The sequence below is a fragment of the Deinococcus aerius genome (genome assembly GCF_002897375.1).
Classification (GTDB): Bacteria; Deinococcota; Deinococci; order Deinococcales; family Deinococcaceae; genus Deinococcus; species Deinococcus aerius.
Genome location: NZ_BFAG01000005.1, coordinates 63,980 through 84,866 on the forward strand (window position 1 = coordinate 63,980; position 20,887 = coordinate 84,866).

At 71.0% G+C, this 20,887-nt stretch carries 21 protein-coding genes; 11 read left to right on the plus strand and 10 right to left on the minus strand.

The genetic code is table 11. From position 1 onward, the window contains the following. Positions 1–214: 214 nt before the first annotated feature. Genes DAERI_RS08375 through DAERI_RS08385 form a run of 3 tightly spaced genes read left to right on the plus strand, consistent with a single transcriptional unit; the run spans position 215 to position 2,465 of the window. On the plus strand, positions 215–880 hold the full coding sequence (locus DAERI_RS08375) for a YczE/YyaS/YitT family protein (RefSeq protein WP_103128989.1): 666 nt from the start codon (positions 215–217) through the stop codon (positions 878–880). 9 nt (positions 881–889) lie between these two features. Further along, positions 890–1,315: a globin domain-containing protein gene (locus DAERI_RS08380; RefSeq protein ID WP_103128990.1), complete on the plus strand. Its 426-nt coding sequence runs from the start codon at positions 890–892 to the stop codon at positions 1,313–1,315. Positions 1,316–1,370: 55 nt separating this feature from the next. Next, positions 1,371–2,465, plus strand: coding sequence for a bifunctional 3-deoxy-7-phosphoheptulonate synthase/chorismate mutase (locus DAERI_RS08385; protein WP_103128991.1), 1,095 nt, complete (start codon positions 1,371–1,373; stop codon positions 2,463–2,465). Between the two features lie 369 nt (positions 2,466–2,834). Here DAERI_RS08385 and DAERI_RS08390 read toward each other — a convergent pair whose 3' ends face one another. The 3 genes from DAERI_RS08390 to DAERI_RS08400 are packed head-to-tail and all read right to left on the minus strand — an operon-like array spanning position 2,835 to position 5,125. Further along, positions 2,835–3,413 carry a 2'-5' RNA ligase family protein gene (locus DAERI_RS08390; protein ID WP_103128992.1) on the minus strand — a complete coding sequence of 193 codons (579 nt, stop codon included), beginning with the start codon at positions 3,411–3,413 and terminating at the stop codon, positions 2,835–2,837. After that, positions 3,410–4,075 carry a helix-turn-helix transcriptional regulator gene (locus DAERI_RS08395; protein WP_103128993.1) on the minus strand — a complete coding sequence of 222 codons (666 nt, stop codon included), beginning with the start codon at positions 4,073–4,075 and terminating at the stop codon, positions 3,410–3,412. The genes DAERI_RS08390 and DAERI_RS08395 overlap by 4 nt, the downstream gene beginning before the upstream one ends. Beyond that, positions 4,076–5,125, minus strand: a complete 1,050-nt coding sequence (locus DAERI_RS08400; RefSeq protein WP_103128994.1) for an Mrp/NBP35 family ATP-binding protein — start codon at positions 5,123–5,125, stop codon at positions 4,076–4,078. A 486-nt stretch (positions 5,126–5,611) separates the two neighbouring features. Between DAERI_RS08400 and dusA the strand changes: the two genes are divergently transcribed. Next, positions 5,612–6,637, plus strand: coding sequence for a tRNA dihydrouridine(20/20a) synthase DusA (gene dusA / locus DAERI_RS08405; protein WP_103128995.1), 1,026 nt, complete (start codon positions 5,612–5,614; stop codon positions 6,635–6,637). A 4-nt stretch (positions 6,638–6,641) separates the two neighbouring features. Here the strand turns inward: dusA and DAERI_RS08410 are convergent, their stop codons facing one another. Both DAERI_RS08410 and DAERI_RS08415 read right to left on the minus strand, forming a co-directional pair. Continuing rightward, positions 6,642–7,871 carry a TCR/Tet family MFS transporter gene (locus tag DAERI_RS08410; protein WP_103128996.1) on the minus strand — a complete coding sequence of 410 codons (1,230 nt, stop codon included), beginning with the start codon at positions 7,869–7,871 and terminating at the stop codon, positions 6,642–6,644. A 219-nt stretch (positions 7,872–8,090) separates the two neighbouring features. Further along, complete coding sequence (locus tag DAERI_RS08415; protein WP_103128997.1) at positions 8,091–9,155, minus strand: M42 family metallopeptidase; 1,065 nt, start codon at positions 9,153–9,155, stop codon at positions 8,091–8,093. Positions 9,156–9,318: 163 nt separating this feature from the next. Between DAERI_RS08415 and apaG the strand changes: the two genes are divergently transcribed. The 4 genes from apaG to DAERI_RS08435 all read left to right on the plus strand — a co-directional run bounded on the left by apaG (position 9,319) and on the right by DAERI_RS08435 (position 13,786). Continuing rightward, positions 9,319–9,699, plus strand: coding sequence for a Co2+/Mg2+ efflux facilitator ApaG/CorD (gene apaG, locus DAERI_RS08420; RefSeq protein ID WP_103128998.1), 381 nt, complete (start codon positions 9,319–9,321; stop codon positions 9,697–9,699). Between the two features lie 563 nt (positions 9,700–10,262). Next, complete coding sequence (locus DAERI_RS08425) at positions 10,263–11,954, plus strand: NPCBM/NEW2 domain-containing protein (protein ID WP_235610310.1); 1,692 nt, start codon at positions 10,263–10,265, stop codon at positions 11,952–11,954. 116 nt (positions 11,955–12,070) lie between these two features. Beyond that, positions 12,071–13,306, plus strand: coding sequence for an MFS transporter (locus DAERI_RS08430; RefSeq protein ID WP_103128999.1), 1,236 nt, complete (start codon positions 12,071–12,073; stop codon positions 13,304–13,306). Between the two features lie 174 nt (positions 13,307–13,480). Beyond that, entirely contained in the window at positions 13,481–13,786 is a 306-nt protein-coding gene (locus tag DAERI_RS08435; protein ID WP_133161992.1) for a hypothetical protein, read from the plus strand. A 22-nt stretch (positions 13,787–13,808) separates the two neighbouring features. On the opposite strand, the gene DAERI_RS08440 is transcribed toward DAERI_RS08435, so the two are convergent. Continuing rightward, positions 13,809–15,536: a sensor histidine kinase gene (locus tag DAERI_RS08440; RefSeq protein WP_103129001.1), complete on the minus strand. Its 1,728-nt coding sequence runs from the start codon at positions 15,534–15,536 to the stop codon at positions 13,809–13,811. Between the two features lie 90 nt (positions 15,537–15,626). Between DAERI_RS08440 and DAERI_RS08445 the strand changes: the two genes are divergently transcribed. Then, positions 15,627–16,100, plus strand: a complete 474-nt coding sequence (locus tag DAERI_RS08445; RefSeq protein WP_103129002.1) for a DUF1579 family protein — start codon at positions 15,627–15,629, stop codon at positions 16,098–16,100. Positions 16,101–16,176: 76 nt separating this feature from the next. Continuing rightward, positions 16,177–16,401, plus strand: a complete 225-nt coding sequence (locus tag DAERI_RS08450) for a hypothetical protein (protein WP_103129003.1) — start codon at positions 16,177–16,179, stop codon at positions 16,399–16,401. Between the two features lie 6 nt (positions 16,402–16,407). Here the strand turns inward: DAERI_RS08450 and DAERI_RS08455 are convergent, their stop codons facing one another. The 3 genes from DAERI_RS08455 to DAERI_RS08465 are packed head-to-tail and all read right to left on the minus strand — an operon-like array spanning position 16,408 to position 18,728. After that, the gene (locus tag DAERI_RS08455; RefSeq protein ID WP_165794131.1) at positions 16,408–17,157 is read right to left on the minus strand and encodes an RNA methyltransferase; all 750 of its coding nucleotides are present in this window, start codon (positions 17,155–17,157) and stop codon (positions 16,408–16,410) included. Positions 17,158–17,167: 10 nt separating this feature from the next. Further along, on the minus strand, positions 17,168–17,881 hold the full coding sequence (locus DAERI_RS08460) for an aspartate/glutamate racemase family protein (RefSeq protein ID WP_103129159.1): 714 nt from the start codon (positions 17,879–17,881) through the stop codon (positions 17,168–17,170). Between the two features lie 25 nt (positions 17,882–17,906). Next, positions 17,907–18,728, minus strand: coding sequence for a hypothetical protein (locus DAERI_RS08465; protein ID WP_103129004.1), 822 nt, complete (start codon positions 18,726–18,728; stop codon positions 17,907–17,909). Positions 18,729–18,790: 62 nt separating this feature from the next. Here DAERI_RS08465 and DAERI_RS08470 point away from each other — a divergent pair, with 62 nt between their 5' ends. After that, positions 18,791–19,501, plus strand: coding sequence for an alpha/beta fold hydrolase (locus DAERI_RS08470; RefSeq protein WP_103129005.1), 711 nt, complete (start codon positions 18,791–18,793; stop codon positions 19,499–19,501). On the opposite strand, the gene DAERI_RS08475 is transcribed toward DAERI_RS08470, so the two are convergent. Then, the gene (locus DAERI_RS08475; RefSeq protein ID WP_103129006.1) at positions 19,470–20,837 is read right to left on the minus strand and encodes a glycogen synthase; all 1,368 of its coding nucleotides are present in this window, start codon (positions 20,835–20,837) and stop codon (positions 19,470–19,472) included. The two genes, DAERI_RS08470 and DAERI_RS08475, sit on opposite strands and share 32 nt — an antisense overlap. Positions 20,838–20,887 lie beyond the last annotated feature (50 nt).

The window sequence follows — 20,887 nt, forward strand, 5'->3', positions numbered from 1 at the left end:
CCTCTGCTCCGCAGCTTTACCAGTCCCAGCCTCCCCCCTCAAGGGGAAGGGGCAAAAAAGTGCGTTTTAGAACGGGTTTCTGGCTCCTGAAGGTTTGGAAGTCGCAAATGAATCGCGCCACTGGACCGGAGAGCTTCGGGGAAACCAGCCACCCTCCTCCCCAGCAGGCCGTCCGCTTCCCCACGCCGCCGGGGAGAGTGCTACCCTCGCCCGTGTGCCCCGCCCGGCCCCCCTCGCGTCCCTGACCCGCCTGCCCCTGCCGGGGCGGTACGCGCTGCTCGTCTTCGGCCTCTTCCTGTATGGCCTGAGCCTGCGCCTGATGCTCGACGCGCGGGTGGGGCTGGCGCCGTGGGAGGCCTTTCACCTCGGCGTGACCCACCACCTGCCCCTGAGCATCGGGATGGTCAGCGTGCTGACGGGCGTGCTCATCGTGACCTTCACGGCGCTGCGGCTGCGGGAACGCATCGGGCCGGGGACGGTGATCAACGTGATCCTCATTGGCGTCTTCCTCGACCTGCTGGGGCCGCTGGTGCCCGATCCAGCCACTTTCCTGGGCCGCTGGGTGCAGTTCGTGCTCGGCGTGGCGCTGCTGGGCTTCGCCACCGGGACGTATGTGGCGGCGGGGCTGGGGGCCGGGCCGCGCGACGGCCTGATCCTGGGCCTGAGCCGGAGGACGGGCTGGGATGTGGCGCGCGTCCGCACCGGCATCGAACTCGTCGTGCTGGCGCTGGGCTGGCTGCTCGGCGGTCTGGTCGGCTGGGGCACGCTGGTCTTCGCGCTGGGAAGCGGCCCGGCGATGAGTGCGGGGATGGCCCTGTACGGGCTGCGGCGCGGCGCCTCACGGGAAGCGGCCACTATCCCCGCCCCCGCCGCGCGTTAGCCTGCCCCCATGACCGCGCCCCTGACGCTCACCGAGGGCGGCAGCCTCTACGGCCGCATCGGCCCGGAGGCGCTCGCCGCCCTGGTGACCCGCTTCTACGCCCGCGTGGCCGCCCACCCCGACCTCGCGCCCCTCTTTCCCGCCGACCTGACCCACACCGCCGAGAAGCAGCTCGCCTTCCTCACGGGCTTCACGGGCGGGCCGCCCCTCTACCACCAGCGGTTCGGACATCCCCGGCTGCGCGCCCGGCACCTGCCCTTCCCGATCACGCCGGCGCGGGCGCGGGCCTGGCTCGCCTGCATGAACGCTGCCCTGCGCGAGACGCCCGAGATCGGCGAGGCCGAGGCGCGCGAGCTGTACGCGGCCCTTTCCCGGGTGGCGGCGCACATGGTGAACACCCCCGAGGAGGGGGAGCCGAACCTGGACAACTCTTGACAATTGACTAGCACGGTCACGGTCCGCCAGCGCCCGCTCTGCCTACACTGACCCAATGACCCCTTCCCCACGCAGCATCGACGAGCTTCGCGCCGAGGTCGATGCGATCAACCGCGACCTCCTGATCCTGCTCTCCCGCCGCGGCGAGGTCGTCGCGCAGATCGGGCGCGCCAAGTCGCTCGAGGGCCGCCCCCAGCACTACGACCCCGCCCGCGAGGAGCAGCAACTCCGCGACCTGGAGGGCCTGAACAAGGGTCCCTTTACCAACGCCGCCGTCAAGGCGATCTTCAAGGAAATCTTCCGGGCCAGCCTCGACCTGGAGGAGAGCAACGACAAGAAGCAGCTCCTCGTGTCGCGCAAGGTCCAGCCCACCGACACCATGCTCGACATCGACGGCGTGCGGATCGGTGGGGACGCGCCCCCCGTGATCGTGGCGGGCCCGTGCTCCATCGAGTCGGCGGAGCAGATGGAGGAGACGGCCCGTTTCCTCGCCGGGCGCGGCGTCAAGATTCTCCGCGGCGGCGCCTACAAGCCCCGCACCAGCCCCTACGGCTTCCAAGGCATGGGCGTGGACGGCCTGATCATCGGCGGGCGGGCGGCCCGCGAGAACGGGATGCTCTTCGTGACCGAGGTGATGGACACCCGCGACGTGGAAGTTGTGGCCGAACACGCCGACATCCTCCAGGTGGGCGCCCGCAACATGCACAACTTCGCCCTGCTGCGCGAGGTGGGCCGCGCCCGCCGCCCGGTGCTCCTCAAGCGCGGCCTCTCGGCCACCATCGAGGAGTGGCTCTACGCCGCCGAGTACATCCTCTCGGAGGGCAACCCCGAGGTCATCCTCTGCGAGCGCGGCATCCGCACCTTCGAGAAGTGGACGCGCAACACGCTCGACCTCTCGGCGGTGGCCCTCGCCAAGCAGGAGACGCACCTCCCCGTCATCGTGGACGTGACGCACGCTGCCGGGCGCCGCGACCTCCTGATTCCCCTCGCCAAGGCCGCCCTCGCGGTGGGCGCCGACGGCATCCACGTCGAGGTTCACCCCAACCCCGCCACGGCGCTCAGCGACAACGAGCAGCAACTCGACTTCGCCGGGTACGACCGCTTCCTGAACGCGCTGTCGCCCCTGCTGAAGGTGCCCGCGACGGTGTAGGGAATCAAAGGATGAGGGGCCGGGGAGGCTGTTCCCGGCCCCTCGCCTGCCGTTGAGGGAAAAAGCGGGGCCGTTCTCCCTCTCCTCTCGTGGGCCTGGTACAGCTCCGAAGGAGAGAGGGTGGGGGTGAGGGGGCGTGTGACCAGCCTGGGCGCCTGCAAGATGGCCTGTCTCACCTCCTCACCGCCTCGGATGCCCTGCCCGCTCACCCCCACCCGGCCTCCCCCCTCGAGGGGGAGGGGCTTTTTGACGTCCTGTACGCATGACACGCAATTTTTCCTCATGGAGGTCACGGATGTCCCCCAGTGCCTGAAGGAAAAGGGTTTTGGAGCAGCGGCTCAGGCCGACATCCCCGCTGCCGCTTTCACCCTAGAAGTGCGCTTCGCCCGTCCCCACCACCGCCCGTTCCCCCGCCTGCCCCCCGTCCAGCGGAAAGGTGTGCAGCTCCTGCACCTCGCCGCGTTCCTCGCGGGTGAGGCTCAGGACATTAACGGTAAAGGCTTGAACGGGGGGCATCAGGTCCCGCACCTGCTCCCACACCTCGTCCTCGGCCCAGGGCAGCAGGCCCAGCGCGAGGGTGAGGTGCGGGATGTACCGCTCGCCGTCGTGCGGGGCGCGGCTGGACGGCCCCACGCTCAGCGCCCGGGCGTGCAGGTTCGCCAACCGGGCGTCCAGCTCGCATTCCAGAAAGATGACGTGTGGCACGCGCTTCCAGCCCTTCACTCGGACCTCGAAAGGCCCCTCGCCGCGCAGCACCTCGCGGAAGGCGGCGACGAGTTCGGGGGTCCTCAGGTCGGTCTGGAAGGGGGCACGCAGGTTCAGGTGCGGCACCCCGAAGGCGCGCACGTTCAGCCGCTCCTGGGTCCGCCGCAGCCAGGTGTCGAGCGCCTCGGGCGGCCACGCGACCAGGCTGTACAGCGGCGGGGAGGGCGGGAACGTGGTGCTCAAGGCCCGATCCGGTAGCGGCAACTGCCCTGCCCGCAGGCGATGCGTGTCTCGCGCGTGACGGGCACCCCCAGCACCCCGACGAACATGCCCAGTTCGCTGCGGCACAGTTGTGGGTACTGCCGGGCGACAGTCAGGTTGGGACAGTTGCGCTCGACCACATACCACGCGCCGTCCTCACCGGGCTCTACCACGGCGTCGAAGCCCGCGCCCGTCAGCCACTCCGAGAGCCGCCGCACGCGCTCCTCCAGGGGAAGGGTGTCGGGAAGGTCGTCCCGCAGCCGCTGCGCCAGCTCCGCGCTGCGGGCGTCGAGGACCTGAAGCACCGCCCCCTCGCCGAAGAGTTCCTGCACGTGCCGCAGCACGTCCACGCATAGGGTCGAGTACGTCTTGGGAAAGGCCGCCTCGCCCCGGTCGGTGAGACCGAAGACGTGCTGGGGCCGCCCGCGCCCGCCGGGCCGCTCGGTGCGCGCCTCGATCAGCCCCTGTTCCTGAAGGTCAATGAGATGCCGCCGCGCCCCCGGCACGCTGACCCCCAGCCCCACGGCCAGGTCCTGCACCGTCTGGGGGCCGCCCCGCTTGAGGAGTTCCAGCAGGCGGTGTTTGGTGCGCTCGGGGGCGGGTGGAGGTGCCGCGGCGGGAGCCGGGGAAGGCAGCGCCGTCATTCAGACCACCGGGAGCTGTTCGGGAAGCTGGGCGAGCGATTGCACGCTGACCCGCCCGGCGAGGTTGCGCGCGATCTGCGTCAGGGCCTGGGCGGCGGGCGACTCGGGGTGCGCGAGCACGGCGGGGGTGCCCGCGTCGGCGTCCTGACGGGTCACCACGTCGAGGGGCACCTCGCCCAGCAGCGGCAGGCCCCCCAGCTTGCGCGAGCCGCCCCGCCCGAAGAGGTCGTAGGTGAGGCCGGTGTCGGGCGCCACGAAGTAACTCATGTTCTCCACCACCCCCAGCACGGGCACGCTGGCCTTGCGGAACATATCCAGCGCCCGCGCCGCATCGATCAGCGCCACGTCCTGCGGCGTGGTCACGAGCACCGCCCCCGTCACGTGGATCGTCTGCGTCAGCGAGAGCTGCACGTCCCCGGTGCCCGGCGGCAGGTCCACGATCAGGTAGTCGAGGTCGCCCCAGGCCGCGTCCTTCAGGAACTGCTGGATCGCCGAGTGCAGCATCGGCCCGCGCCACACCAGCGCCTGCCCCGCGGGCGAGAGGTTCGCCATGCTCAGGAACCGGACCCCGTGCGCCTCGATGGGCTGCATCTTGCGCTCGGCGTTGGCCGTCACGCGCGCCCCGCCCTGACCCATCATGTGCGCCACGCTGGGGCCGTACACGTCGGCGTCGAGCAGGCCGACCCGCGCCCCGTCCCGCGCGAGCGACGCCGCGAGGTTCACCGCCACGCTGCTCTTGCCCACGCCGCCCTTGCCGCTGCCGACGAGGATCACGTGCTTCACCCCGGGCAGCGCGGGCTGGGCGGGCTGCCGCACGATCGCCCCGAAGGTCACCGCCACGTCCCGGATGCCGGGCACGGCGAGCACCGCCGCGCGCACATCCCCCTCAATCTGACCCTTGAGCGGGCAGGCGGGTGTCGTCAGGTTCACCTTGACGTGGGCCACGTCCCCCTCGACCTCCGCGCGCTCGATCATGCCCAGCGACACCAGGTCGCGGTGCAGTTCCGGGTCGTTCACGGTCTTCAGGGCGGTCCACAGGGCGTCACGCATGTCCCGCCATTAGTAGCGCGGCCCGGGGGGGGGCGGCAAGCCACGGGCTCACAGTGGGCGGGGGAGGAGGCGTGTGACCAGCTCCGGCGTCTCCAAGATGGCCTGTCTCGCTGACCCACCGCGCTGGGGGTCGGGCCTGTTCACCCCCTCGGCCAGCAGCTCTGCGGGTCCCAGCCTCTCGCCGGGCGACGCTTGATCCGCAACACGGAAAGCACCGTGTGGGATAGATCTTTTTCTCCCTCTCCCCTTGCGGGAGAGGGCTGGGGAGAGGGGTGACGAGCGTAGCTCGTCCTCGTGTCAGACGAGCAATACGCTCCGCCTCGCCCAGCTTGCCCGTTTTGCAATTCATATCAGACGTTCAAGGGGGAGGGGCGCGAAACGCTCTTTCAGCCGTGGCTTCCCCAGCGCAAGAAGTTCGGATGCTCACCCTGTCCCCCTCCTCCCGCCACCTTTCCCCCCGCCGCCTTCCCGTACACTGACGGGCTGATGACGGCCCCCGCCCGCCCCCCGCACACCCTCTCGGTCGCGCCCATGATGGACTGGACCGACCGGCACTGCCGGGCCTTCCACCGCACCCTGACCCGGCGCACCCTGCTGTACACCGAGATGGTCACGACCGGGGCGATCCTGCACGGCGACCGCGAGCGGCACCTCGGCTTCGGGAAGGCAGAGCATCCCGTCGCCCTGCAACTGGGCGGCAGCGACCCGGCGGCGCTCGCCGAGTGTGCCCGCATCGCCCAGGACTGGGGCTACGACGAGGTGAACCTCAACTGCGGCTGCCCCAGCGACCGGGTGCAAAGCGGCTCGTTCGGCGCCTGCCTGATGGGCACGCCGGACGTGGTGGCCCGAGCGGTGGAGGCGATGCGGGGCGCCACAACGCTGCCCGTCACCGTCAAGCACCGCATCGGCATCGACGATCTGGACAGCTACGAGCACCTGACGCGCTTCGTGGGAACGGTGGCGCAGGCTGGGTGCGAGACCTTCATCGTCCACGGGCGCAAGGCGTGGCTCTCGGGCCTGTCGCCGAAGGAGAACCGGGAGATTCCCCCGCTGCGCTACGAGGTCGTGCGGCAGCTCAAGGCCGATTTCCCGCACCTGACGGTCGTGCTGAACGGTGGCGTGCTGACCCTGGAGGCGGCGCGCGAGCATCTGCGCTGGGCCGACGGCGTGATGATCGGGCGCGCGGCGTACCAGGACCCCTACATTCTGGCGACCGCCGACTGGGACGTGTTTGGGGAAGACGTGACGCCGCCCACCCGCCGTGAAGCTATCGAGGCGTTCCTGCCTTACGTCGCCGGGCAACTGGAACAGGGCCAGCCCCTGAACCGCATGATGAAACATACCCTCGGCCTCTTCGCGGGGCAGCCGGGCGCGCGTCACTGGAAGCGGACGCTGAGCGAGCAGGGCCACCGCCCGGGCGCGGGGCTGGACGTGCTGCGGGAGGCGCTGGCCGGGGTGCCCGAAAGTGTATTGGATGCGCGGCCCGGGGTGGGAGAGGCTCAGCCCGCGTAGCGCCTCAATACTGCCGCCCCGCCCGCCGCAGCACCACGCCCGCCACCACGGTCCCCAGCAGGCTGAAGAGGGCCGCCATGTAGAAGGCCGCGCCCGGCTCGTGGAGCGTGTTGCCCGGCCGGGTGAAGTAGGCGAAGACGGTGGTGGCGAGGAGCGGGCCGACGATGGCGACGAGGCTGTTCACGCTGGTAAGTGCCCCCTGCACCCGCCCCTGCTCGCCGGGGTCCACCGTTCGGCTGATCAGGCCCTGGATGGCCGGACCCGCGATGCCCGCCAGCGAGCCGATCACGATGGAGGCGTAGAGCATTTCACCCGACCGCGCGGCGCCCAGCAGCACGTACTGCACGACGCCGATCAGCAGCCCGGTGAGGATCGCCCCCCGCTCCCCCAGCACCCGCATCGCCGTGCCGACCAGCCCTGCCTGCACCACCACCGAAAGTAGACCGACCACGGCCAGCGCGACGCCGTTCTGCGCGGGGGTCCACCCCAGCACCCGCTCGGTGAAGAGAACCCAGGTGGTGAAGATGACCTGCTGCGCCATGCCGATCAGCACGAAGGCGGCGGCGAGGTTCCGCACCAGGGGATAACGCGCCAGCGCCCCCAGCGGCGCGAGCGGGTTGAGGACGCCGCGCCCCGGACGCGCCCCCCGGTTCTCGGGCGAGAGCGACTCGGGCAGCACGAAGAAGCCGTACAGCGCGTTCAGCAGCGCCAGCCCCGCCGCCACCAGGAAGGGCAGCCGCAGGCTCACGTCCCCCAGCACGCCGCCCAGCGCCGGACCCAGGATGAAGCCCACCCCGAAGGTCGCCCCCAGCAGCCCGAAGGAGCGGGCGCGGCCCTCGGGCGGCGTCACGTCCGCCAGGTAGGCGTTCGCCACGGTGATGCTCGCTCCCGTCATGCCCGCGATCACCCGGCCCACGAAAAGCCACCACAGGTTCGGTGCCACGGTCAGCAGGAGGTAGTCCAGCCCCATCCCCGTCAGGCTGGCGAGGATGACCGGGCGGCGGCCATAGCGGTCGGAGAGCGCCCCCAGGATCGGCGCGCAGATGAACTGCATGACGGCGTACACGGCGGTGAACACGCCGACCATCTGCGCCCCGGCGGTGGGCGAGTGCGCCAGGTCGGTGACGAGCAGCGGGAACACCGGAATGATCAGCCCGATGCCCATCACGTCGAGCAGGACCGTCAGCAGGATGAACGCCAGCGCGGCGGGGCGGCGGGCAGAGGTGGCTACCATCAGGGCACTCTAAACTGTGCTGGCAACGGGATGAATAGGGCCTATGGCCTAAGATTCCCGCCAGAAGGTGACGCTTTTTGTGACCGGGCCTCCGCAGGCTGGTCCGGGACGGCGTGGTGCGAATCTCGGGGAGGTGGGCTGGTGACAAAAGACCCCTCACCCAACCCTCTACCAGGGGGAGAGGTTCCTTGCGAAGCAGCGGGGTGAGGGCTCCCCTCCTCAGCGCGTGAAGTCCGGCTCCGCCCCCAGCCCCCTGACCCACGCCGCGATGATGTCGATGCACGCCCTCACGTCCCGCGCGTCCACCATCTCGCTGGGCGAGTGCATGTAGCGGTTGGGGATGCTGACGACCGCCGTGGGCACGCCCCCGCGCACGAGCGTCAGGGCGTCCGCGTCCGTGCCCGTGTGGCGTCCGCTCGCGCTGAGGGTGTAGGGGATGCCCCCCGCCTGCGCCGCCGCCGTCATCTGCCGCAGGATCACCGGGCTGTTCATGGGCCCCACGCTGAGGTTCGCCCCCGAGCCGAAGGGCACCACCCCGTACTTCTTCTCGCTGACGCCGGGCTGCTTCGTCTCGTGGGTCACGTCCACGGCGACCCCGGCGATGGGGTTCAGCCGGTGGCCGCTGACCTGCGCCCCAAACAGGCCGATCTCCTCCTGACTCGTGCCCACGGCGACGATCCGGTGCCGCAACTCCTCACCCGCGAGGGCGCGCAGCGCCTCCAGCACGATGAAGGCTCCCACCCGGTTGTCGAGCGCCCGGCTGACGATGCGCCCGCCCACCAGCAGCGGCTCCTGCTCGATCACGCCGGGGGTGCCGACCGGAATCCTCGCCTGCGCCTCCTCCTTGCCCAGGCCCACGTCGATCCACAGGTCCTCGATCTTGCTGGCGACCTTGCGCTCCTCGGCCTCCATCACGTGAATCGCCTTTTTGCCGACCACGCCGATCAGGTCCCCCCCCGGCGTGAGGAGGCGAATCCGCTGCCCCACGAGGACCTGCGGGTCCCAGCCCCCGAGGGCGAGGACGCTCAGGAAACCCTCGTCCCCCACGTGGCTCACGATCAGGCCGATCTCGTCGAGGTGGCCTTGCAGGGCGATGGCGGGGGCGTCCTCGGGCCCCAGTTCGGCGTACACGTTGCCGTAGTGATCTTCCGAAACGCGGGCGAAGGTGCTCGCCTCCTGCTTCCACACGTCGGCGGCGCGGCGCTCGAAGCCGCTGGGGGCGGCCTGGCGCAGCAGGGCGAACAGGAAGTCGAGGTTGATCTGCGGGTCAGTGGGGGCGCTCACACGGGCGAGTCTACGCCGCGCGGCTGAATCGGGGGCGGGTGATGACCCGGCCAGCACCCAAGCGGGGCGAGAAGCCAGAAGCGGTTGGTGGCGGAGGTGGAGAGCCTTCGGGCGGGGTTCCCGGATGCACGGAACCGGGGCGCCAACCCCTTATCCTGCCCGCATGAGCCAGCCTTCACCGGATGTGCGCGTCCACGTGGACGTGTCCTACCTCCGGGCCCACTCCGCGCCCGGGCGCCACATCTTCACCTACGTCATCCGCATCGAGAACCACTCGGGCGAGACCTGGAAACTCCTCGCCCGCCACTGGGACATCGTGGACGCCGGGGGCCGAGAGACCGTTGTGGACGGCGAGGGTGTGGTCGGTGAGCAGCCGGTCATCCCGCCCGGCGGCACCTTCGTCTACGACTCCTTCGTGACCATGCAGGACACGCCGGGACGAATGGGCGGCCATTACGTGATGCAGGACGCCTGGGGCGAGCGGGCGCAGGTGCCCATCCCGCCCTTCGTGCTGGAGGTGCCGGGGGAGCGGACGCTGAATTAAGGCGGAGCGCAGAATCCTGGTCATGCTGAGCGAATGCGGAGCATTTCCAGGCGAGAGCCTTCGCGTTGCTCGGGGTGACAAACTTTTAGAGCCTCGCCGTTGGGCGCCCTCTTCACGGCGATGAGCAGGCGAGGCCAGGCGTGGGCGTCCGGGATATTCCTACCGAGGCTGTGCCGTTCACCCGGCTCGCCGCCGTCAACTCTTCGGGCGCCCTCATGGGCGATCTCGTAATTGTGAGCTGACGTTAAGGATGAGTCCCGAGTTCTCCGGCATCGAGTGGAGCTTCCCACCTTGCCCGGATGCGGTAAACCGCACAGCCGCAGGGGGGGTGAAGGCACTACGGTGGTCTGGATCAGAGGGCCGTGAAGGTGCCCTGAGCTGATCTGAAGCCAGCCTTAAGTATTCAGGGGTCCCAGTGCACTCACTGACCGGGATGAGGGAAGTCTATGCGCCAAGTTCTGACAAAAAGCTATTCCATCATCTCTGTCGGAGCCTTGCTCGGCCTGGTACCGGGTCTATTTCCGGGTGCGGTGGCGGTCGCCCCGTCCACGGCCATCAGCAGAATGCCCACGCACACGCCGCTGAGCCGCGGCGACCTGAGCGTGCAGCCGTTCCTCCGGGCCACGAATGCCCGGGGACCGGCCGAGCGCAATCGCAGCAACGGGGAAGGGGCCACCGGCGACGGCCGGGCGCTCACGCTGAATGGCCGCGTCTACGCCCGCGGCCTCGGCGTTCACGCGGGGTCCAGCCTGTCGTTCGCCCTGGGGGGCCGTTGCCGCCTCTTCATGGCCCGCGTCGGCGTGGACGACGAGGTGGGCGACCGGGGCAGCGTGGTCTTCCAGGTCTACGCCGACCAGTCGAAGGTCTACGACAGCGGCCCCATGACGGGCCGGAGCGCCACGAAAACGGTGATCGTCCCGGTGACGGGCGCGGGGGAACTGCGGCTGGTCGTGACGGATGGCGGAGATGGCAACGGTGGGGACCACGCCGACTGGGTGAGTCCCCAGGTGCTGGGCTGCGCCCTGAACAGTTCCCCCGCACCCCGCGCCGCCACCCGGCCCCCGGTGTCCAGCCCCACGGCGCGGCGCGCGGCCACACCGGGTCCCGCCGCGCGTCCTGCCGCCCCCCAGACTCCCGCCTCCGGCCCGGTGGTCTACCGCGCGCCCATCACGATCACCCGGGGCGGGGTCTACTCGGGCAACTGGGCGAGCAGCGACGGCACGCCCGCCGTGACGATCAGGACCTCCGAGCCCGTCGTGATTGAGAACGCCCGGCTGAGGGGGCGCGGCGACCTCGTGAGGGGCTTCGGCGTCAACCTCACGCTGCGGAATGTCCAGGGGGAGAATCTGCCGCCCAACGCTGCGGGCCGCGCCCCCGGTCACGCGGTGCTGGTCGAGGAGATTCAGAACCTCACCGTCGAGAATTCCTCGTTCGTGCGCGGCGGCATCTACGTCCGCAAGTTCCTGGGCCGGGGCGCGCAGGGCATTCGCATCCGGCGCAACACCTTTGCCAACATCGACGGTCGCCAGAGTGGCGGCGTCCGGGGCTTCAGCGGGAGGGTGGACCGCCGCCAGATGGTGCAGTTCAACGACGTGCAGGGCATCCCGAACGCCGAGATCGCCTGGAATCAGGTTGTGAACCGGCCCGGTGAGAGCGCCGTCGAGGACAACATCAACCTCCACGCCAGCAGCGGCACGCCGCAGAGCCCCATCCTGATCCACGACAACTACATCCAGGGGGCCTACCCCATGAATCCCGCCTCCCAGAAGGGCTACTCGGGGGGCGGGATCATGCTGGGCGACGGGAAGGTGAAGAGTCCGCTGGGCAACGGGTACGTGCGGGCGTGGGGCAACCAGATCGTCAGCACCACGAACTACGGCATCGCCATCGCGGGCGGCTCGGGCATCGAGGCGTACGGGAACCGGGTGGTGAGCAGCGGTCGCCTCCCCGATGGCCGCCCCATCGCCGCCATGAACGTGGGCATGTACGTGTGGGACATCAACGGCGCCTCGAACCTCAGGCCCGCGACCTTCGGCCGGAACGTTCTGCGCGACAACGTCTCGGGCTGGACGCGGGTGGGTGCGGACGGGCGCGAGAACAACAACCCGATGTGGCTTCCGCACTGCACGCTGAACGGCAGCCGCTGCGCGAACAACCGCGACCTGGGCAAGGTGACCCTAGCGACCGAGCGGGCCGAGTGGGACCTCTGGCAGCAGAAGCTGCGGGCGGCTGGGGTGGCGGTCGGGGCGCGCTGACAACAGCCCTCGGCGGGGGCAGGCATGAACGCCTGCTCCCCTTCGTTTTGGAGGTGCCAGGAGGGCGGAGACTGAATGAGAGGACGTCCTCAGGGGCGACACGGTAGCCTTCAGCCATGAGGGTGTGGCGGGCGGGACCGACCTTCCGGCGGCTGTGGCTGGCGAGCACGAGCGCCAATATCGGCGACGGCATTGGCAAAACGGCGCTGCCGCTGCTCGTCGCGTCGATCTCCCGCGATCCCATCATTGTCGCCAGCCTCTCGGCCTTCGCCGCGCTGCCCGGCCTGGTGTTCACGCTCCCGTTCGGTGCCCTGATCGACCGTCTCGACCGCCGCACCCTGCTCTTGGTCGCGCACACGGCGCGTGGGGTGCTGCTCGGCCTGCTCGCCCTCGCCATCTTTGCGGGGCACCTCCACGTCGCCCTGCTGTATGGGGTCGCCTTCGTCCTCGGCACGGCGGAGACGCTCGCAGACGGGACCGCCGAGACCCTGGTGCCGTCGCTCGTCGGGAAGGAGCAGTTGGAGGACGCCAACGGCGCGCTGTATGCCACGAGCGTGACGAGCAACGAGTTCGTCGGCCCACCGCTCGGGGGGCTGCTGTTCGCCGCCTTTCCCGGCCTGCCGTTTCTCGTCAATGCCCTGAGCTTTCTCGGGAGCACGGCCCTGATCTCGACCCTGCCCCGCCGCCCAGCACCGCGAGGTGTGACGCGCGAACGGTGGTGGCGCGAGGTGACGGACGGCCTGAGGTGGCTGTGGTCGCACGCGCTGCTGCGCTCGGTCGCGTTGCTGATGGCCCTCACGACGCTGCTCGACGCGGCGGTGTTCGCGCTGTTCGTGCTCTTTGCGACGGCTCTCCCCGGCGTCGGTCCGGTCGGCTACGGCCTGCTGCTCACGGCTGGGGCTGTGGGGCACATCCTCGGCAGCCTGCTGTCGCCGTATGTCTCACGGCGCTTCGGGGCGGGGCGGACCGTGCTCGGCTCCGTGTTCGTCCTGGGGCTCGTGTACCTCGGCCTGAGCGTCCTCCGCGCGCCGCCGCTGCTGGCCGCCCTGTTGGTGCTCGACGGCCTCAACCTGGGTCTGTCGGGGGTCGTGAAGGTGACGCTGCGCCAGCGGCTCGTGCCGCCGGAACTGCTCGGGCGGGTGGGCGGGGCGTACCGCTTCATAGTTGCCGGTGCGGCCCCGCTCGGCGCGTTCCTGGGAGGGGTGCTCGGCCAGACCCTGGGCTTGCGTGAGACCTTTGCGGTGGCGGGCGGGCTGGCCCTCGTGGTGGCCGTGCTGTTCGTGGGCCGCGTGAACAACCGGGCGGTAGCTCGCGCCCAGGAGCGGGTGTATGGGTCGCCGCCCCTGTCGTAGCTCCTGAGACCAGTGGAACAACTTCCGGGGTGAGGTCGAATTCGCCCGTCACGCCTGCGGCATCCCCGCCTCCACCACGGTCCCACGCCCGGGGCTGATGAGCCCGCGGTAACTCCCCCCGTATTATTGCCCTTTGTGCTCAATGGATCGGAGGAGAACCCCGTGGAGGCCAATATGAGCGAACTGCTCTCCGAGCGCGCCTTGGAGAACTTGCGCTGGCTGGTCAGGCTTTGGAGAAAAGGGTATAGGAGCGGCGCAGCCTTCGACTTGAACATTGACGAGTCCGAGGATTTCGACTCGCATCCCGATGTGCTGGCGTTGAGGGAGTTGGAGGGCCTGGGCTACGTCGACTTGCATTTCGGTGAAGTAATGCGGGCGTGCTGGACTCTCGCCGTCGATCTCACGGACAAGGGGATGCGGCTCGTTGATCAAGAGGACTTCGCCGATGATGTCCCATGCGCGAGATTCCCCTTTCCCTGACCCGTGTGACCTCGGCTGACCCCTACGCCTGCGGCATTTCCGCCTCCACCACCGTGCCGTGCCCGGGGCTGCTCAGTACCCTATAACTCCCCCCCCGGCTCTCGACGCGCTCGCGCATCTGCATCAGGCCCAGGCCCCCGGCGCTGCTGACACGGCCCGAAACCTGCTCCGGGTCGAAGCCCGCGCCGTCGTCCTGCACGCGCAGGGTGACGTTCCGGCCACCGTGGAGGGTGACGGTGACCTCGCGGGCGCGGGCATGCTTGGCGACGTTGTTCAGGCTCTCCTGCAGGATACGGAAGACGACCGCCTCGTCCCCCGGCGCGAGGTGAATGTCGCCGGAGACGTTGAGGACCGTGCGGACGCCGTTCTGTTGCCCGAAGTCCTCGACGTAGCGCCGCACCGTCTCCAGCAGGCCGTACCGTTCCAGGTCGATGGGCCGCAGGGCGAAGATCGAGCGCCGCACCTCGCGGATCTGTTCGCGCAGCAGCCCCGTGGCGGCGCGAACCTCCTCCTCGGCCCTGTCGGGGTCGGTGTGGAGTTGCCGGGCGACCACGTCGAGCTTCAGGGCGCAAAAGGCGAGGGACTGCGCCACCCCGTCGTGGATCTCGCGGGCGATGCGGGCGCGCTCGTCGCTGATCGCCAGCTCCTCGGAGTACAGGTAGGCGCGGGCATTGCGGACTCCCAGCGCGGCCTGCGAGGCCAGCAGCGCGAGCAGGGGCAGCCGGGCCTCCTCGAAGGCGCCGGGCCGGGCGTCCCCCAGCACGAGGACGCCGACCAGCCCCTCCTCGTCGCGCATGGGAAAGCCCACGGCGGAGGCCGCGCCCGGAAACACCTCGGCGGCCTCCTCGGCACTCGCCACCAGGGGCGTGCCCGCCTGCGCCACCCGGGCCACGAAGGGTGGGGCCAGGGCGCCGCTGCTGCCGCTCTCGCCGCCCGCCTGCCCGGCGTACTCCAGCCGCAGCACGCCGTCCTGGTCGCTGAGGTACGCGGCCCGCGCCCCCGCCCGCACCCGCTCGGCCATGTTGCGCGTCACCCGGGCGAGCAACCGGCGCATGTTGCGCTCGGCGCGGATGGACTGGTCCACCGAATAGAGCGTCATCAGGTCCAGGGTGCGCTGCCGCGCGGCCTCCACCCCGGTCACCACCTCGGCGGCGAGGGCCTGGGCGAGCGCCTCGGTCTCCGGGGTTGGCGGCGTCGGGAAGTGCAGGGCGAGGGCGCCACCGCCGGGAATGCCCACCCGCAGGGGGTACAGCTCGGAGGTGGCGGCGGCTGGAGGCTCACCGGTCGCGGAACTGCTCAGGCCGCCGGGCACGGTCAGGGTGGCGTGGGCCGCGCCCGTCGCCCGCACCGCCCCCCGCGCGGCCACCTCGACGACCGCGCCCATGTCGGGGGCGTCCGTCAGGTCGCGCATGAGTTCCTGCACCGCCCGCAGCCGCTCGTGCGAGGCGCTGAGCTGGGCGTAGGTCTCGCGCAGTTCCCGCTCGGCGCGCTCGCGGGCGCGGGTGCCCTCCGCGATCCACTCCACGCTGAAAAAGGTGACTGCCGGGCCGACCAAACCGTAGAACAGCAGGTGCGCCCAGACCTCCGCGCGGGGGTCGGGGAGCCGCGCGATGGTGTACTCGACGACCGCCACCACGAGCACGATCAGCGGCGGCAGCACGTTCCGCACGAGCTGCACCCGGTCCGACAGCGGCACCCCGCGCGGGGCGGGCGGCGGCGGCGAGGGCAGGGCGGCGGGAGTGTCCATCATGGGAGACAGTCTAGGGAGGGGGCGGCAGAGAACCGTAACCGGAGTCCGCGCCAGCCGCTATGCTGCGGGTCAGCGGCGGGAGGAGCCCCCATGCTCGAACACGCGGAATTGACCCGGCGACGCGCCCTGCTGGCCCGGTTCCACGGCACCTGGCGGGGCGAGGAAACCCTGTCCCCCTCCCCCTGGGCCGAGGCGGGCACGGCGACCGGCCACGTCACCTTCGCCCCCGACCTGGGGGACATCCTCCTGGTGCAGCACTACCAGCAGGAGCGCCGGGGCCAGCCCGGCCTGAGCCTGCGCGGGTTTTTCACCGTGGACCCGGGGCAGGGGGACGTGCTGTATTACGCCTTCGACACCTTCGGTTTTCCGCCGCTCGAACCGGCCCGGGGCGGCTGGGAGGGCGAGACGTTGACGGTGGGCAAGAGTACCCCCCGGGGGGAGGCGCGCCACCGCTTCGCCTGGCAGGGGGACCGGTACAGGTACACCATCGAGAACAGGTTGCCCGGCCAGGAGACGTTCACGCCGTTCCTGACCGCGACCTATGTTCGGCGGGGTGTGGACTGAGGATGGGCCGGGGAAACCTGGGGTCCCGCAGTCCCGGGGAGGACCGTTCGCGGGGAATCGCCAGATACCCTGGGGCATGGGCGATCCTCTCCTGCTGTGGAGCCGGGCGTTGCGGGGGATAGCGCTGATCGTGCTGCTGGCCTTCGGCGGGCCGATGCTCCTGATCTCCCTCGGGTGGTTTGTCGTCAGTTGGGAGGATATCGGCGGGAACTGGGGGGCTGTCTTCGTGCCCGTGGGGCTTTCGCTGCTGCTGTGGCTGCTGGCCGGGCTGCTCCAGAGGAAGGCCCGGAGCCAGAAGTAGCATCTGCTACTCGGAGGCGTCCTCTGAGCTCCCGCCCCGGCCCTCCACCGTCCCCCTCCTCGCCGCGTCCTCCACCTTCCACCGCACCTGGCGCAGGAAGCCCCGGAAGAGGCGGCTCTCCGCGCTGCTCATCAGCGCCCGGTCGAGCATCGCGCGCCACAGCCGCAGGGTATGCCGGGCACGCACGGCGTCGGTGTAGCCGATGAGTTCCATCGTCTCGTGGAGGTGCCCGTACAGCGCCTCCATCTCCTCGCGGGTGGCGGTCTTGCGCTCGGAGCTGGGCGCCTCGTCCTGCGCCTGGAGGAACTCGTAACACACGAGCAGCACCGCCTGCGCGAGGTTGAGGCTGGCGTAGTCGCCGGTCGGCACGCGGACCGTCACCTGGCATTGTTCCAGGTCCGAATTGACCAGTCCCGTCTCCTCCGGCCCGAAGACGAGGGCGGGGGCCGAGGCCGCGCGGACGAGCGGGCGGACCTGAGAGGGGTGGCGCGGCGGGGGGAGGTCGGCGCGAATCCAGGCGGAGGTGCCCACGCTCACGTCCCGGTCGGCGAGCGCCTCGCGCAGGGTGGGGTAGATCCGCGCCGAGCGCAACAGGTCCGCCGCGTGGACGGCCATCGCCAGGGCCTGGCTGTCGAGGGGGTCGCAGCGTGGCGCCACGATCCGCAGGTCATGCGCCCCCATATTCAGCATCGCGCGGGCCGCCGCCCCGATGTTGCCCGGCGTTTTGGGAGAGACGAGGACGACCGCGAGGTTCACGCCTGGGATGCTAGCGCGGGAGGGGCCTCCTTCCCCCGTCGAGCAGCCAGTCCAGCGCCGCCCCCACGTGAAGGCGGGTCGTGTCGAACACGGGGACACTCGCGTCCCCCGGGCCGACAAGCAGCGTAATCTCCGTGCAGCCGAGGATGATGCCCTGGGCGCCCTCGCCGACGAGTTCCTCCATGACGCGGCGGTAGATGGCGCGCGAGTCCTCCCGGACAGTGTTGCGGCAGAGCTCGTCGAAGATGATGCGGTGAACCTCGGCGCGGGCCGCCGCAGCGGGCACGACGACCTCCACGCCCCAGCGCCCTAGGCGCTCCCGGTAGAAGGTCTGCTCCATTGTGAAGGCCGTCGCCAGCAGCCCCACCCGCGTGAGGCCCGCCGCGCGGATGCTCTGCCCGGTGGCGTCCGCGATGTGCAGGAGGGGGATGCCCGTCGCCGCCTCGATCTGATCGGCGACCTTGTGCATGGTGTTCGTCGCCAGCAGCAGGGCGCCCGCCCCGGCGCGTTCCAGGCCCCGGGCGGCGTCTGCGAGCCGTTCCCCCGCCTCCTCCCAGCGGTCCTCGCGCTGGAGTCGCGCGACCTCCGCGAAGTCGAGGCTGTGCAGCAGCAACGGCGCGGAGTGCAGGCCGCCGCGCCGCTCGGCGACTCCCTCGTTCAGCAGGCGGTAGTACTCCGCCGTGCTCGTCCAGCTCATGCCGCCCAGCACGCCCAGGGTCTTCACGGGGTCCAGCATAAGGGGAGGCCCGTCACCCCGCCGCGTAGATCGGGTTCTCGATCTCCACGCCCAGCCCCAGCCCGAGGTCGGCGGCGAGTTCCCCCGGCGTGTCGCCCCAGCTCTCCACGCTGACGTGGTCCAGGCTACGACCGCGCGCGAGGGCGCAGACGCCGAGCAGCAGGGCGGCGCGCAGGCCGGTGGACCGCAGGTCGGGCCGAACACCGGGCGCGTCGATGCGGGCGTACCCCTCCTCGGGCGCGGCGCGGCAGATCCCGGCGGCGCGCCCCCCCGCGTCGAGCGCGATCAGGCTGAGGTGTGGGTCGAAGCCCCCCGCCCCGTCCGCCGCCGCCTCGGGGCTGACGGCGTGGTGGCCGACGCGGTCCTCGTACGTGGCGAGGGCGTCCAGCCGGGTGGCGGGGTCGGGCACGTCCGCGAGGGGCAGGAGGCGGAGGCCCTCCGGCACGTCGGCCTCGGCCCCGGGTGTGGGTCCAGCGAGGAGGCGGTAGGCGGCGACCTCGTGGTAACCGGCCGCCTCCAGCGCCCCCGCCGGAAACAAGGCCCCCTCCGCGAAGGCGTACGCGCGCCCCGCCTCCTGCCGGGCGGCCAGCGCCAGGGCGGTCGCGGCCTCCCCATGCTCCGGCCCGGGCAGCGCCCCGCCCACGAGTTCCGCCCCGTGCGCCGGGCTGGGGCGCAGGCCGACCGCGCCCACCACCTCGCCCGCCGAATTCCGCGCGACCCACGCCCCGGTCAGCACCTCGGCCATCCAGGCCACCGCCTCCTCGGGGGCACCGTACAGCGCGGCGAATACGGGCGGCAGGTCGGCAGGTGGGGCGGGGGAGACGGTCACCGGCATGGGGCGAGCCTATCAAGCGAAGCTCAAGGCCAGCCCTGTTCTTCCCCGCCTAGCCTGAACCCATGACCCCCGAGCGCCGCCCCCGCACCGTACTCCTGCTCCACGCCTACCCCCTCTCCGCCGACATGTGGCGGGACCAGAGGGCCGCGCTGGAGGAGGCGGGCCTGGCTGTCCTCACCCCCAGCCTGCCAGGCTTCGGGGGGGAGGAGGGCGCCATGGGCTCCCTCGCGGACGCGGCGCGGGACCTGCTGGGGACGCTACCGGGGGAGCCGATCGCCGCCGTCGGCCTGAGCATGGGCGGTTACCTCGTGCTGGAACTGCTCCGGCAGGCGCCGGAACGCTTCGCCCGCGTCGTCCTGGCCGACACCACCCTGCGCGCCGATCCCCCCGAAAAGGCCAGGGACCGCCGCGAACAGGCCGACCGGGTGCTCGCCGAGGGAAAGGGCTTCATCATCGAGGCCGCCGAGAAGGAGCACTCCCCCGCCACCTTCCAGCGGGTGCGGCCCATGATCGAGGTCGCGACACCGGAAGGCATCGCCGGGGCGTTGCGCGCGATGGCGAACCGACCGGAGGGACGGGACGTGCTGCGGGAGCTGAATATCCCCCTCCTCGTCCTCGTGGGCGAGCGGGACGAGATCACGCCGCCGGAGTTCGCCCGGGAGATCGCCGACGCGGGGCGCGGCACGCTGCGGGTCATCCCCGGCGCCGCCCACCTCTCGAACCTGGACGCGCCGGGGGCCTTCAACGCCGCGCTGCTGGACTTTCTGCGCTGATCCCCGTCAGCCGTTCGTACAGCGCGAGGTAATGTCTCGCCGGACTTTCCCAACTGAAGTCGAGGGCCATGCCGCGCTCGACCCGCGCCCGCCACTCGGTCCGGTCGTCGAAGGCGAACCGCGCCTCCCGGCAGGCGGCGGCCAGGTCCCCCGGCGTCTCCCCGGCGAAGCGGAAGCCCACGTCGTGCGGCACGGTGTCCACCAGCCCGCCCGTCTCGCGCACGACGGGGAGGGTGCCGTAGCGCATGGCGATCATCTGTGACAGGCCGCAGGGCTCGAAGCGGCTCGGCATGGCGAAGGCGTCCGCCCCCGCGTAGATGCGGTGCGCGAGCCCCTCGTTCAGGCCGCCGACAAAGGCCACCCGCGGGTTCTGCGCCCACCCCGTCAGCGCCGCCGTCAGGAGGGGATCGCCGCCCCCCAGCACGACCACGTTCCAATCGGCCACGAGGTCCGGCAGCGCCTCGATCAGGAGGTCCATCCCCTTCTGCTCGGCAAGGCGGCTCACGACCCCCAGGATGGGCGCGTCGTCCAGCCCGAACTCGGCCCGCAGCACGTCCCCGTTGGCCGCCTTTCCTTCAGCGCCGACATAGGGGTGGATGTCGGGGTCGGTGCGCGGGTCCCAGCGTTCCTGGTCCAGCCCGTTCAGGATGCCGCTGAGCCTTCCTTCCAGCGTCAGCCGGACGAGCAGGCCGTCCAGGCCCTCGCCGTACTGGGGCGTCGTGATCTCGCGGGCGTAGGTGGGGCTCACGGTGGTCACGTGGTCGGCAAACACCAGCCCCGCCTTCATCAGGTTGAGGTCGCCGAAGAACTCCACCCCCTCCGGTCCGAACGCCCAGTCGGGGAGGCCCGTCCACCCGCGCGCCTCGGCCAGATTCCAGCGCCCCTGGTACTGGAGGTTGTGGATGGTAAAGGCCGTGCGCCACCCGCTGAGGTGGGCGTGCGCCAGGGGCAGACCCGCCTGCCAGTCGTGGCCGTGCAGCAGGTCGGGCCGGACGTTCAGGGCCTGCAACACGGGAAGAACCGCCCGCCCGAAGGCGCAGAACCGCTCCACGTCGTCGGGGTGGTAGAGCCCGGGGCGGTCAAACTCGGCCAGGCCCACGAACAGGAAGCGCACGCCGCCCTCCCGCAGCTCGCCGACACGCACCGCGCCCACGCCGAACACGTCGCCGCGCCAGACCTCCCGCGGCGTGCCCGCCAGCGAGGCGTACCAGGGCGACACCACCGTCACGTCCACGCCCAGCCGCGCCTGCACCGCCGGGAGGGCCGCCAGCACGTCACCCAGCCCCCCCGAACGCGAGAAGGGAAACACTTCGGAACCGACATGCACGGCACGCATGGCCCGTACTCTACGCCCGTTTGACAACCCCCACCCCCGCTGCTACACTT